This is a genomic window from Agreia pratensis (genome assembly GCF_900177685.1).
GTDB lineage: Bacteria > Actinomycetota > Actinomycetes > Actinomycetales > Microbacteriaceae > Agreia > Agreia pratensis.
Genome location: NZ_FXAY01000005.1, coordinates 40,197 through 53,337, shown reverse-complemented (window position 1 = coordinate 53,337; position 13,141 = coordinate 40,197). Strand labels below are relative to the sequence as shown.

The 13,141-nt window shown below is 66.4% G+C and carries 11 protein-coding genes; 3 read left to right on the top strand and 8 right to left on the bottom strand.

Annotation, left to right across the window (positions count from 1 at the left end; all coding sequences use genetic code 11):
* Positions 1 to 55 precede the first annotated feature (55 nt).
* Positions 56 to 2,014, top strand: coding sequence for a bifunctional copper resistance protein CopD/cytochrome c oxidase assembly protein (locus tag B9Y86_RS13900; RefSeq protein WP_244894769.1), 1,959 nt, complete (start codon positions 56 to 58; stop codon positions 2,012 to 2,014).
* On the opposite strand, the gene B9Y86_RS13895 is transcribed toward B9Y86_RS13900, so the two are convergent.
* Positions 2,011 to 3,075: a hypothetical protein gene (locus tag B9Y86_RS13895; protein WP_085487076.1), complete on the bottom strand. Its 1,065-nt coding sequence runs from the start codon at positions 3,073 to 3,075 to the stop codon at positions 2,011 to 2,013. The genes B9Y86_RS13900 and B9Y86_RS13895 overlap by 4 nt on opposite strands.
* Before the next feature lie 104 nt (positions 3,076 to 3,179).
* On the opposite strand from B9Y86_RS13895, the gene B9Y86_RS13890 reads away from it, so the two are divergent.
* Entirely contained in the window at positions 3,180 to 4,451 is a 1,272-nt protein-coding gene (locus B9Y86_RS13890) for an ATP-dependent DNA helicase (protein WP_085487074.1), read from the top strand.
* A 133-nt stretch (positions 4,452 to 4,584) separates the two neighbouring features.
* Complete coding sequence (locus B9Y86_RS13885) at positions 4,585 to 5,616, top strand: hypothetical protein (protein ID WP_139824914.1); 1,032 nt, start codon at positions 4,585 to 4,587, stop codon at positions 5,614 to 5,616.
* Between the two features lie 217 nt (positions 5,617 to 5,833).
* On the opposite strand, the gene B9Y86_RS13880 is transcribed toward B9Y86_RS13885, so the two are convergent.
* The 7 genes from B9Y86_RS13880 to B9Y86_RS13850 all read right to left on the bottom strand — a co-directional run bounded on the left by B9Y86_RS13880 (position 5,834) and on the right by B9Y86_RS13850 (position 12,947).
* Complete coding sequence (locus tag B9Y86_RS13880; protein ID WP_085487070.1) at positions 5,834 to 6,973, bottom strand: cysteine desulfurase family protein; 1,140 nt, start codon at positions 6,971 to 6,973, stop codon at positions 5,834 to 5,836.
* 96 nt (positions 6,974 to 7,069) lie between these two features.
* The gene (gene nadC, locus B9Y86_RS13875; protein ID WP_085487562.1) at positions 7,070 to 7,924 is read right to left on the bottom strand and encodes a carboxylating nicotinate-nucleotide diphosphorylase; all 855 of its coding nucleotides are present in this window, start codon (positions 7,922 to 7,924) and stop codon (positions 7,070 to 7,072) included.
* A gap of 4 nt (positions 7,925 to 7,928) precedes the next feature.
* Positions 7,929 to 9,596 carry an L-aspartate oxidase gene (gene nadB, locus B9Y86_RS13870; protein ID WP_085487068.1) on the bottom strand — a complete coding sequence of 556 codons (1,668 nt, stop codon included), beginning with the start codon at positions 9,594 to 9,596 and terminating at the stop codon, positions 7,929 to 7,931.
* Between the two features lies 1 nt (position 9,597).
* A complete protein-coding gene (gene nadA, locus B9Y86_RS13865; protein ID WP_085487560.1) occupies positions 9,598 to 10,914 on the bottom strand; it encodes a quinolinate synthase NadA in 1,317 nt (438 codons plus the stop codon).
* A 77-nt stretch (positions 10,915 to 10,991) separates the two neighbouring features.
* Complete coding sequence (locus tag B9Y86_RS13860) at positions 10,992 to 11,669, bottom strand: NUDIX hydrolase (protein WP_139824913.1); 678 nt, start codon at positions 11,667 to 11,669, stop codon at positions 10,992 to 10,994.
* 94 nt (positions 11,670 to 11,763) lie between these two features.
* Entirely contained in the window at positions 11,764 to 12,204 is a 441-nt protein-coding gene (locus B9Y86_RS13855; RefSeq protein WP_139824912.1) for a hypothetical protein, read from the bottom strand.
* Positions 12,205 to 12,293: 89 nt separating this feature from the next.
* Positions 12,294 to 12,947, bottom strand: a complete 654-nt coding sequence (locus B9Y86_RS13850) for a biliverdin-producing heme oxygenase (RefSeq protein WP_176223381.1) — start codon at positions 12,945 to 12,947, stop codon at positions 12,294 to 12,296.
* Positions 12,948 to 13,141: the final 194 nt, after the last annotated feature.

Here is a 13,141-nt window from a genome sequence, read left to right as displayed (position 1 = left end):
CGTGCGCGCAGCCTGAACGGGCGGGGCGCCCAGGAATGCCGCGTAAAGTTGACGGGTGCCGAGAGTAGTCCGAATCGTTGGTCCCGCCGTGCTTCTCGCGGTCGGTTTCGTGATGCTGCTCGTCGGCCTGCGTATCGCCGGCGGTGCGGATGCGCAGCTGCTGCAAGATCCCGGCCCGGTCGTGCGCTACGGCATTCCGGTCACGAAGATGATCGTGAACCTCGGGGCCGCGGGCGTTCTCGGCGCGCTTGTGCTCGCCGTCTTCGCCCTGCGTTCCGACAAGCCGGAGTTCAACCGGGCCCTCGATGTGGCAGCGGGGTCGGCAGCCCTACTCACGGTGGCCTCCGCGGCAACAGGGTTTCTCACCTTCATGCAGCTCACGGTCAAGTCGGTGCGGTTCGACAACTCCTACGGCGACCTGCTGGGTCAGTTCTTGACTCAGGTCGAGATCGGCCAGGCGTGGCTCATCACGACGCTGATCGCTGCAGCCGTCACGGTGCTGTGCTTCGCCGTGCGCAACGTCACGGCCCTCGTCTTCGTGGGTGTGCTCGCGGTGGTCATGCTCGTGCCCATGGCGCAGCAGGGCCACGCGGCAGGAACGACCGGGCACGATGCCGCGATCACCGCGCTCGGGCTGCACCTCGTCTTCGCCGCGGTCTGGCTCGGTGGTCTCCTCGTGCTGGTGATCATCTCGCCACAGCTCGACAACGACCGCATGCTGTCGGTCATCTCCCGGTATTCGACCGTGGCGCTGATCGCGTTCATCGTGGTCGCGGCATCCGGTTATGTCAGCGCCGAGTTGCGCATCGGCAGCCTCGATCGGCTACTCACTCCATACGGACTGCTCGTTCTCATCAAGGTTGGTGCGCTGATCGCGCTCGGCATCTTCGGCGCCGCCTATCGTCGCTCGCTCATCGCTCGTCTCGCCGAGTCGGGTCGGCGCTACTTCTTCTGGAAGATCGCTGTCGTCGAGTTGGCGTTCATGGGCATCGCCTCTGGCGCCGCGGCGGCTCTCGGTCGTTCGGCGCCCCCGGTAGACCAGACGATCCCCGCCGTGCAGACTCCAGCGCAGATCCTCACGGGCGAGCAGCTGCCTCCCGAACTCGAACTGTCGAGATACTTCACCGAGTGGAACTTCGATCTGCTCTGGATTCTTCTCTGCGGCTTCGGCATCGTCTTCTACCTGGCCGGCGTTCGTCGTCTGCATAAGCGCGGAGACACCTGGCCGATCCATCGGAGTGTGCTCTGGGTCGCCGGTATGCTGCTGCTGTTCTATGTGACGAACGGCGGCGTGAACGTCTACGAGAAGTACCTCTTCAGCGTGCACATGCTCGGACATATGACGTTGAGCATGATGGTGCCGCTGCTGCTCGTTCCGGCGGCTCCGATCACCCTCATCATGCGCGCCGTCGCCAAGCGGCAAGACGGCACGCGCGGCGGTCGCGAGTGGGTTCTGCTTGCGGTGCACTCCAAGATCGGCTCGTTCCTCGCGAACCCGATCGTCGCCGCCCTGCTCTTCGCCGGCAGCCTCTGGCTCTTCTACTATTCGCCGCTGTTCCGGTGGGCGACCGTCGATCACATCGGCCACGAGTGGATGATCGCCCACTTCCTCGTGACCGGGTACCTGCTTGTTCAGGCGCTCATCGGCGTCGACCCCGTGCCCTACCGCTTCCCCTATCCGTTCAGGCTGTTGCTCCTCCTCGCGGTCATGGCCTTCCACGCGTTCTTCGGACTCGCGATGATGACCGGCAACGGGCTTCTGCTCGCCGACTGGTACGGCGCCATGGGAAGGCCGTGGGGTCCGACCGCGATCGAAGACCAGCAGACGGGCGGTGGAATCGCATGGAGCGTGGGCGAGATCCCGACCGTGATTCTCGCGATCGCCGTCGCCATCCAGTGGAGCAAGCAGGACAAGAAAGAGACCACCCGCCGCGACCGCACGGCCGACCGCACGAACGAGGCTGAGCTCGGCGAGTACAACGCGATGCTCGAGCGCCTCAACTCTCGCCGCTAGTTCAGCTGCGCGACGTTCTGCGAGCGAGGGGTAAAAGTGATCTGGCCCGCGTCGTCGAGTGAGATCGCGTAGTTCAGCGAGAAAGGAACGTCCTCGCTCAACCCCGACACGGTGCCGTCGAACAGCGACTTCACCTGCACGTCGATGTGGGCCGTTCCTGTGTTGTCGGCCAGGAGCCACGATGAAGGACCCGCGACGACCTGGATCTGCGGATACGTGACGATCGACCAGCTCGGATCGCCGTCGATGCGATCGCTGATGCTCTTCGAGAACGGGCAGCCCACCGGGTACAGCACCTTCTGCGCGGCGCAGTCGTCGAGAAAATCGGTGAGCTGCTTGGTGACGGCCTGAGTGAAGAGATCATTGGGAACGGCCTTGACCATGCCGCTCTCCGTCTCGCCCGGAGAGGCGAGGGCCACCGCGACGGTATCGCTGGTGAGGTAGTGGGACTTGTGCGAAAGAACGACCAGCGATGGCACCAGCACGGTGAATCGCCCTCCGGCTCCGAAGGCGCCGGCGCCGGCGCCGAGATCGGATGAGTCGAGCTCGGCGCTTCCCACGGTCACGCTGGTCGTATTGGTCACCGCGAGCGAGAGCGTCGCCACGGGGGACTCTTTGAAGCGCCACTGGCTGAAGATGCCGAAATTCATGGAGTCGTGTTCGACCACGAACTCGCTCTGCGTTCGCGACGACTCACGACCTGCGCCTTCGAGCGTGTAGCTCGCGGTCACGCGATGAACGCCCGAGCCGAGATCGGTGTCGTCGGTGATGCGGATCTTGCTGATGGTTCCGAGCGTGTCTCGCTTCAGCAGAGCCGCGCCCGCGGAATCGGGCGTGAGGTCGCTGGGAAGCTCGACGCCGGGCATGGAGAGAGCGCCGTCGACGTCACGCGCCCCGAGCGTCTGCAGGTAGGTCGTGACGAATCCACTCGGGCCGAACACGGTGAGATTGAGTGCGACCACCCCGCCGCCGAAGACTCCGATGAGCAGCAGAAGCGAGCCGCACCAGGCAAGCGCGACCTGCCTCGATGAGATGCGCCTCTTCTGCACATGCACATCCATGGGGCCAGTCTAGGCAATGCCGCCGTGGGGCCCGCCGTGCCGGGTGACACGCCCGGTAGATTGGATGTCCTCCCCTCGTCGCCGTGTAGAGAAAGTCGTTCCGCGTGTCCCTTCCCGATCTGTCAGCCGAGCAGAAGCGCGTCTTCGATCTGATCGAGTCGACGAAGAAGCACGTGTTCGTCACGGGCCGCGCTGGCACAGGAAAATCCACGCTCCTCAATCACCTCAGCTGGAACACGGAGAAGCAGCTGGTGATCTCGGCTCCCACAGGGGTCGCGGCCCTCAATGTGGGCGGGCAGACCATCCACTCGCTGTTCCGTCTGCCGATCGGAGTCATCGCCGACTCCGACATCGAGCAGAACGGCGATGTGCGCAAGATGCTCAACACCATCGACACCCTTGTCATCGACGAGGTCTCGATGGTGAACGCCGATCTTATGGACGCCATCGACCGCTCGCTGCGCAAGGCCCGGCACAAGCCGACCGTTCCGTTCGGCGGGGTGCAGGTGGTGCTGTTCGGCGATCCCTACCAGCTGGCCCCGGTGCCGGGCGATTCCGACGAGCGCGCCTATTTCACCGATCACTATCGGTCGATGTGGTTCTTCGACGCGAAGGTGTGGAGCGAGGTGTCGCTCACGGTCGTCGAACTCACCGAGATACACCGACAGCACGACGACGACTTCAAGTTCATGCTCAACGCGGTGCGTCACGGCCAGGTGACGAAAGAGATAGCGGATGCGCTCAACGGTGCGGGTGCCCGAACTCCTCCCAGCGACGGCACGATCACCCTGGCCACGCGCAACGACGCCGTGAACCGCATCAATGCCGAGGCGTTGAAGCGACTGCCCGGCAAGGTTCGCACGGCGAATGCCGAGGTCTCGGGCGACTTCGGAGGCCGCAACTATCCGGCCGAGGAGGCGCTCGAGCTCAAGGTCGGCGCGCAGGTCATGTTCCTGCGCAACGACTCCGAGCAGCGCTGGGTAAACGGTTCGGTCGGTGTGGTCTCGAAGATCAGCAAGGCGGGCTCGATCTGGGTCGAGATCGATGGCGAGGTGCACGAGGTCGACCCGGTGAGCTGGGAGAAGCATCGCTACTCGTACTCGGCCGACGACAAGAAGCTCACGAAGAACGTCATCGGTGAGTTCACGCAGTTTCCGTTGCGCCTCGCCTGGGCCGTGACCATTCACAAGAGTCAGGGCAAGACCTACGATCAGGCCATCGTCGATCTGGGCCAGCGGGTGTTCAGTGCGGGGCAGACGTACGTGGCCCTGTCGAGGCTCACTTCGCTCGAGGGGCTCTACCTGACCAGGCCGCTGCGCCCTGCCGACATCTCGGTCGACCCTGCCGTCAAGCGCTTTATGTCGCGCGGTCAATAGGCCTCGAGAAGAGTCGACGAAACATAGAACGAATCGTCATGTTCTGATACTGTCTGTGAATCTGCTTAGAATGGCAGACTTTGTGTTCGATCCCCTCTGCGTGGGTCGTCAAATCACTCAGGGGGATTCACCAGTGCGTAAATCGCGCCTTCGGGCAAGGCTGGCCGCAAGCATCGCGGTGTTCACCGTCGGTCTCGTGTCGATCGGGGTCGTCGCCACTCCAGCATCGGCGGCAGACGGCCGCGCACTTCCTAACGGTTCGTCGCTGTACGCGATCTCGTGTTCTGTCGATCTCGCGCTCGCTTCCATCGACGGCGCGACGGCTGTCGCGAAGCGAGTGGGCGACGGCGCCCCCGAATTGGAAGCCGAGTGTGCGGAGCAGGGCGCCTGGAATCCAGTGACCTCGACCGCTTACTACTCGGCTCGGCGTGTGGAGCCGGCGATCCTCAGCACGATCGATCTGACGACTGGAGAATCGACTTCGGTCGGTATCTTCACGCTGAACGGCGAACGCAACGGCATCGATTCGATGGCCATCGGAAACGATGGTGCGGCGTATGCCATCCAAGACGACACGCTCTACTCGCTCGCCCTCGACAAGGCTGCGCTGACCAAGATCGGCACGTTCACCGCGCCCAACGCATCCGCCCTGCTCGGATTCTCGGTCGATCCCGCAACCGGCCTGTTCTATGCGGTCAATCCTCGGGGATACGTCTTCCAGATCGACGTCAAGGCAGCATCCGCGACGCCGGTCGGCCGTGTCGGTCTCCGCGGTATCTTCTCGCTGCAGATCGACACCGCGGGAGTTCTATGGATGCAGGTCGACTCCAGCGATGGCGACTCCGGCGAGCCGACCTCCCTCCTCGAGAGCGTGAGCCTCAGCGATCTGGCCGGCAGTGCGGTCTCGTCGGGCACGGTAGCCGATGCCGACGGACCTTTCTACACGACGTCGTTCCTCTTCGTGCCGGGTCCTGATGTGGCTGCTCCCCCGATCATCGATCCCGCTCCTCCGGTCCCGACGCCAGAAACCACGCCGACCCCGGCTCCGAAGCTCGCGAACAGCGGTATCGACGCAGCTCCGATCGCCGCGGGTGGAGCCCTCGTCGCCCTGCTCGGCGTCGCGCTGCTGGTTCCGACCATCCGTCGCCGTCGCACCGCGGCGTAACATCGCAAGACCGAACGGGGCCCCCGGCACTTCGCTGGGGGCCTCGTGGTTGTGGCGCAGACTGCGCTCCTATTCAGGACAAAACTCCCGAACATCGGCTTCTCGCACGCGGAACCCTCGTCGTTCCTGAGTCAGAGCGGCAGCTCGTGGAAAGCGGCGACGCTCGGTGGGTAGGCCGGCCACGGCCGTATCGAGACCGGATGCGCGCGGGCGAACGTCAGCGCAGCTGCCTCAGCGCGCGCACGGCCTCGACGGTCGCGGCGGCGGCAGCCTCCACGTCGGCGGCGGTCGTCGCGGTCGACAGGCTGAACCGAACGGCGGTCTGCGCATCCACCGGATCGACGCCCAGCGCGAGCAGCACGGGCGACGGCTCATCGCTGCCGGCGGCGCATGCCGAGCCGCTCGACGAGACGATGCCGCGCTCCTCGAGCCCGAGGAGCACTGCCTCGCCGCTCGTTCCCACAAACAGGAACGACGCGATCGACGGCAGTCTCTGCTCGCGTGACCCGGTCAGCCTCGCCGCGGGGAGCGCCGCCTCGATTCGAGCGATGAGGTCGTCGCGCAGCGTGGCGACCCGTTCGGATGCTTCGGTGCGGCCGTCCGCGGACAGCTCCGCCGCAAGGCCGAGCCCCACCGCCGCGGCCACGTTCTCGGTGCCCGACCGCCGCCCGCGCTCCTGCCCGCCGCCGTGCAGGAGCGGCTCGAGAACCAAGCGGGAGCGCGCGGCCAGAGCGCCCACGCCCTTCGGCGCACCCACTTTGTGACCCGAGATCGACACGGCGTCGGCACCGAGCGCATCCAGACTCACGTCGAGCCAGCCGGCGGCCTGCACGGCGTCGACGTGCATGACGGTGCCGGCTTGGTGCGCCAGTGCGCCGATTGCTGCTGTGTCTTGCACGGTGCCGATCTCGTTGTTCGCCGCCATCACGCTCACGAGTGTGGTGTCGTCGCGCAGCAGGCCGGCGAGAGCGGCGAGATCGACGCGACCCGCGGCATCCACCGGCACGAACGAGACCTCGAAACCGTGCACGCGGCGCAGAAAGTCGACCGACTCGAGCGTGGCCTCGTGCTCGATCGGGGTCGTCACGATGTGGCGCCCCCGGGGCTGGCCGAGTGCGATGCCCTTGACGGCGAGGTTGATGGCCTCGGTGCCGCCCGAGGTGAAGGTCACCTCGCTCGGGCGCGCGCCGAACCAGCCCGCGAGGCGAGCGCGGGCGTCGGCCAGAGCGCGAGAGGCGGAGTCGCCCAGGGCATGATGGCTCGACGGATTGCCGAACTCTCCCGTGAGGTACGGCCACATCGCCTGCAGCACTTCGGGCCTGACGGGCGAGCTGGCCGCATGGTCGAGGTAGATCACGCGGTCACCGCAGTTGTCGCCGTTGCGGACAGTAGTGACCGGTGTGCCGGTACATAGTGTCTGTAGCGGTACCTGCTGGCGCTCATCGGGGCTCGCTCACGCCTCGATAGAGAGGTCGAGGCCCAGATCGAGAGCGCGTGCGCTGTGGGTGAGCGCGCCGACCGAGATGATGTCGACTCCCGTCTCGGCGATCGCCCGCACGGTGTCGAGGTTCACTCCTCCGCTCGCCTCGACAAGCGCGCGCCCGGCCACGATCGCGATTCCCTCACGCAGCTCGTCGAGCGAGAAGTTGTCGAGCATGATCGTGTCGACCCCGCCCGCGAGCACGGGTTCGATCTGGTCGAGGCGGTCGACCTCGACCTCGAGGTGGGTGGTGTGCGAGATGCGGGCTCGGGCGCGAATGATCGCGTCGGTGAGCGAGATGCCGGATGCCGTGAGCACCGCCAGGTGATTGTCTTTCGCGAGCACGGCGTCGCTCAACGAGAAGCGGTGGTTGCCGCCCCCGCCGCTGCGCACGGCATGCCGCTCGAGGGCGCGAAGCCCCGGAGTCGTCTTGCGCGTGTCGACGATGCGGGCTCGGGTGCCCGCGACGGCCTCGACGTAGCGCGCGGTGACGGTGGCGATGCCGCTCATGCGCTGCACGAGGTTGAGGGCGACGCGCTCGCCGAGCAGAACTCCGCGCGCTGGGCCAGAAACGGTGGCGAGCACCGCGCCGGCTTCGAAGTGTTCGCCGTCGCCCTGCAGAACCGCGGTGGTGATCGACTCGTCGGCCTGGAACATCGTTCTCGAGAAGACCTCGCCGCCCGAGAGAACCCCCGCCTCGCGCGCGACCAGTTGAGCGCTGGCGGTAGCACCATCGGGAAGGAACGCGTCTGAGGTCGCGTCGCCCCACGGGGCGTCCTCGGCGAGAGCGGCGATGACCACGCGGTCGATCGCCTGGGGTGTGAGCAGCATGTCAGTGTCCTTGGGTCTGAAGCGTGGGTGCGGTGTCGGGTGAGGCACCGCCGGATGCGTTCGCGTCTGTCGCGCGTGAGATTCGTCGAGACGGCTCACGGTCAGCCGACGCGTCGGTCTGAGCGAAATCGCTGCGGGCGTGGGCGCCACGCGACTCGCGCCGAGCCTGCGCCGCATCGATGAGCGCCCGCGCAACGACGAGCAGATTCGCGGTCTCGATCTGCTGCCGGTCGTCGGTGGGTGTTGTGGATGCCTCGGACCAGACCCGCAGGCGGGCTGCGGCCGCGGCAAGCCCCGCGCCGGAACGAGTCAATCCGGCATAGCTCCACATGAGCGCCTGCAGCTCGCTGCGCTGGTCGAGTAGGCCGCCCGCGGCCGTACCGAGACCGACTCGCGGGTGGTCTCGATACGCCGGCTCCTTCGTCGCGCGGCTACTCGACCGGCGCAGATGGCTGTCGACTTCTCGCTGGTCGAGTAGGCCGCCCGCGGCCGTATCGAGACCACCCAGTGCAGCCGCCACGCGCCGCGCGAAGACAGCACCCTCGAGCAGACTGTTCGAGGCCAGACGGTTGGCCCCGTGAACTCCGGTGCACGCCGCCTCGCCCACAGCGAAGAGCCCGGCGTGCGAGGTGCGGCCGTCTAGATCGGTCGCGATTCCACCCATGTAATAGTGCGCTGCCGGAACAACCGGCACGAGTCCGCCGGCAAGGTCGAAGCCGGCTGCCGCGCACGCCGCCATGATCGTGGGAAAGCGGGCGGCGAGCGTGTCTCGGCCGATGCCCCGGGCATCCAGAGTCACAGGATCGCCATTCTGCTTCGCCATCTCGGCGGCGATCGCTCGGGCGACGACATCGCGCGGAGCGAGCTCGGCGTCGGGGTGCACGCCGAGCATAAAGCGCTCGCCGCGCTTGTTGCGAAGAACGGCGCCCTCGCCGCGCACGGCCTCGGAGACCAGGAAGTTGCCGGGAGCCGCGAGCGTGGTCGGGTGAAACTGGTAGAACTCCAGATCGGCGGTGGCCACGCCCGCACGCAGCGCTGCAGCCAGCCCGTCGCCCGTGGCGATCGCAGGATTGGTCGTGTGCGAATAGAGCTGCCCGGCGCCTCCGGTGGCGAGCACCACGGCGTCGGCGAACAGCACCTCGCGCCCGCCGTCAGCCCGCAGTACCTCGATGCCGACGACCCGCGCGTCGGCGAGCACGAGGTCGGTCAGCATCGTGTGCTCGCGGATGGCGACCCCGCTCGCTCGCACCGCCGTCACCAGTGCAGTCTCGATCGCAGCTCCCGTCGCGTCGCCGCCGGCGTGAAGCACTCGGGGCCGTGAGTGTGCCGCCTCGAGCGCGCGATCGGGTTCGGAGCTGCCCGGCCGGTGGTCGAACAGCACGCCCCATTCGATCAGGCTCTGGATGGCCGCCGCTCCCTCGTCGGCCAGCACGCGCGCGGCCGTCTCGTCGGTCAGCCCCGCGCCCGCCCTGATCGTGTCCTCGGCGTGCAGGGTGGCGCTGTCGTCGAGCGCGGTCGCGGCCGCGATGCCGCCCTGCGCATAGCGGGTGTTGCTCTCGGCGAGCTCGCCCTTCGTTACGAGAGTCACCTCGTGCCCGTGCTGCCGCGTGGCGTGCAGGGCGGTGGCCAGCCCGGCGATGCCGCTGCCCACGATGATCACGCGTGCCATGTCAGCGCACCGTGTCGGCAACAGGTGTCGATGCGGGCGGCCGGGCCGCGAGCATCCGTTCGAGAGCCACGGTCGAGTCGGCGATCACCTCTGCTGCAACCTGGATGCGATTGTGCACGACCCCGTCGACGAGGCCTTCGAGTACCCAGGCGAGGTAGCCCGGGTGGATGCGGTACATCGTGGAGCACGGGCAGATCACGTCGTCGAGGCAGAAGATCGTGTGCTGCGGGTACTCGGCGGCCAGGCGGTTCACGAGGTTGATCTCGGTTCCGATGGCGAAGGTCGATCCGGCGGGAGCGGCCTGGATCGCTTTGACGATGAAGTCGGTCGAGCCGGCAGAATCAGCCGCGTCGACGACGGCCATCGGGCACTCGGGGTGCACGATCACCTGAACGCCGGGGTGCTCGGCGCGTGCCTTCGTGATCTGCGCGGGCGTGAAGCGCTTGTGCACAGAGCAGAAGCCGTGCCACAGCACGACCTTCGCGTCGACGAGCTCGTCGGACGAGTTGCCGCCGAGCGGCTTGCGCGGGTTCCACATCGGCATGAGCTCGATAGGGATGCCCATCGCTTTTGCTGTGTTGCGACCGAGGTGCTGGTCGGGAAAGAACAACACCCGCTGCCCACGCTCGAACGCCCACTCCAGCACCGTGGCCGCGTTCGACGAGGTGCACACGATTCCGCCGTTGCGACCGCAGAACGCCTTGAGCGCGGCCGAGCTGTTCATGTAGGTGACCGGAATCACGGGAACCCGGCCATCGGCATCCGGCGCCGTGCCGTAGATCTCGGTGAGCTGCGCCCACGCCTCTTCGACCGAGTCGATGTCGGCCATGTCGGCCATCGAGCAGCCGGCGGCGAGGTTCGGCAGGATGACCGCTTGCGAGGGCTGCGACAGGATGTCGGCCGTCTCGGCCATGAAGTGCACGCCGCAGAAGACGATGGCCTCGGCATCGGGCTTGGCCTTGGCGGCGTTGGCCAGCTGAAAGGAGTCGCCCACGAAGTCGGCGTACTGCACGACCTCGTCACGCTGGTAGAAGTGGCCCAGCACGACCACCCGCTCGCCGAGCGTCGCCTTCGCGGCCCGGATGCGCGCATCCAGTTCGTCGGCGCTCGCGGTCGTGTACTCGACGGGCAGGCGGCCCTGTACGGGCGACCCGGTGGGGATGACGTCGGTCATGGATGCGCCGGGCCCGTAGTTCGGAACGCCCGCATCGAATGCCCAAGGCTGCAGGGCGAGTTCGGGCGTGCAGGTGCTGTTCGCTGCGGAGCCGGCTGCCTGTTCGCGGGTCAGGAGCTGGATGGTGGTGTCGACGGATGTCATGGTGGTCTTCTTCGTTCGCTGAGCCTGTCGAAGCGGGTTCACCGTTCCCCCTCGACAGGCTCGGGGAACGGCGTCTTCTACTGGAGGGGGCCGCTGTCGGCGAGGTCGATCGACCCGTCGTAGCGGTAGAGGCGAGCGGGGCGATGCCTCGCGCCGGTGACGAATTCGCCCGTGGGCACGACCGTCTTGCTCGACTCGATCGTGCGGCGGAAATTCGCCGGGTCGAGGGGTTTCTGCCTGACGGCCTCGTGCACCTCTCGCAGCTGGGCGAGGGTGAACGTGTCGCCGAGAAAGGCGTGCGCGATGCGGGAGTACTCCATCTTGGTGCGCAGCCGCCAGAGGGCGTAGTCGACGATCAGATTGTGATCGAAGGCCAGCTCGGGCAGCTCGTCGGTCGACAGCCAGGTCACGTTCTCGCCCACGGTCGCACGCGCGGCCTCGTCGCTCTCGACGAGCGCCCAGTAGACGATCGAGACGACCCGGGGGCCGGGGGAGCGACCGACCTTGCCGAATGCGTAGAGCTGCTCGAGGTACTTCGGGGTGAGACCGGTGGTCTCGAGAAGGTGACTGCGGGCCGCCTCCTCGAGGTCGTCATCGACTCTGAGTGGGCCGCCCGGCAGCGCCCATCGACCCTCGTGGGGTTCCCGGATGCGTCGGACGACCGGGATCCACACGGTGCTGATTCCTGTGGTCGGGTCGGAGCGCAGGGCGAAGATCACGGTGGATACCGCGAGGACCGCCTGTTGCTGGCTCATGCCGTGCCGTTCGTGAGTGACTTAGGGTGACGATGACTCTAAGTGCTGGAATCAGCTTAGTGTCACTCTGACCCGAACGCAAACGGCGCGAGAGCTACCGGAATGTGGAGAGGGACCTTTTGGCCATGAGGGGCGCTCGCACCAGTCTGACGATCCCCATGATGATGCGGAGGAGTCCGACGAGGATGAGGCCCGTGAACACGAAGAATCTTCCTCCGCTCGACGCCATGGATTCATCGACGATCGTCGCGATGATGCCGAAGAGAAACATGGCCGCCCCGACTCCCATGGTCACGAGCGCTTTTTTCGTGAGCGTTTTCGTCGCTGCGGCGAGAAGGATCGGGTTCGGAACCCAGAATTGCCATCCGGCTGGTGCGGGTCGAGCGTCCGGCACTCCGGGAGGGATCCAGTCGGCGGTGGGAGGCTGCCAACCGATGTTCTTGGCCTGCCACGAGACGAGCACCTCGTTCCACCCGGGCGGAGGGTTGAATACGCGTGGAAGTGTATTCGAATCAAGACCATAGGCGTCAGTCACGAAGTGAGCTTAGGCGGGTCGTCTGCTCAGTCCAAGTCTTTCGTGTCTCGGCCGTCATTCGGTGGCCGACAGTCTTGCGGGCAGCGGCGTCAGGCGGCCGCGGTCGCCTTGGCGTTGGCCAGATCGACGAACAGCTCGGTGTTGAAGCGGTACGCCACCAGGACCTCGTCGATCACGCGGTCGCGCTCGGCGTCGTCCCAGCCCGTCGCATCCAGCTGAGCGCGGTAGGTCTCTTTGAACTCCTTCGGCTTGGCGATGTCGCCGAAGAGGTAGAAGCCCACGCCATTGGTCTCGAAGCCGAACTGGCGCTGCATGAGAGTGCGAATGATCTGGCCCCCCGAGAGGTCACCGAGGTAGCGCGTGTAGTGGTGGGCGACGAAGCCGCCGTTCCAGGTCGCGGCCACCTCGTTGATGCGGGCCACGTAGCGCGCGGTCGTCGGCAGGGGAGTGATCTGCTCGCGCCAGTCTTCGCCGATCAAGAAGCGAAGGTCCTCTTCGATGGCGGGGAGGCGGGTGAGCTTCGAGGTGATGAAGGGCGCGGCGACCGGGTCGTTCTTCATGCGGTCGGCGGCGGCTTCTATCGCCTCGTAGATGAAGAAGTGCTGCGCGACGAGCGCGATGTAGTCGTCTCGGGTGCCCTTTCCGCTCATCAGGTCGCCCATGAAGTTGGCGCCCTCGCTCTCGCTGTGGCTTGTCCAGGTGCGCTCGCGCAGCGCTTGTGAGAAGGGGATGACGTTGCTCACCATGACGACTCCAAAAAAGAGGGATGCCCCAACCGTGAGGTTAGGTTGCCCTTACTTTATCTGACGCGCGGCTGTGGCCGCTATAGGGAGTTGAGGTTGCTTCGCCGACGACCTCGCGCCCGCCTCGGTTGCGGTAGATTCATCGACATCGGAATGTCGCATATCAACTCAGGGGCTGCAGGTGCCGATCCACA

What these genes read in the sequence shown, in the direction of transcription:
- B9Y86_RS13895 (WP_085487076.1), bottom strand. Translation starts at nt 3,075, where the DNA reads ATGGATGTGCATGTGCAGAAGAGGCGCATCTCATCGAGGCAGGTCGCG.
- nadB (WP_085487068.1), bottom strand. Translation starts at nt 9,596, where the DNA reads ATGGCACGCGTGATCATCGTGGGCAGCGGCATCGCCGGGCTGGCCACC.
- nadA (WP_085487560.1), bottom strand. Translation starts at nt 10,914, where the DNA reads ATGACATCCGTCGACACCACCATCCAGCTCCTGACCCGCGAACAGGCA.
- B9Y86_RS13860 (WP_139824913.1), bottom strand. Translation starts at nt 11,669, where the DNA reads ATGAGCCAGCAACAGGCGGTCCTCGCGGTATCCACCGTGATCTTCGCC.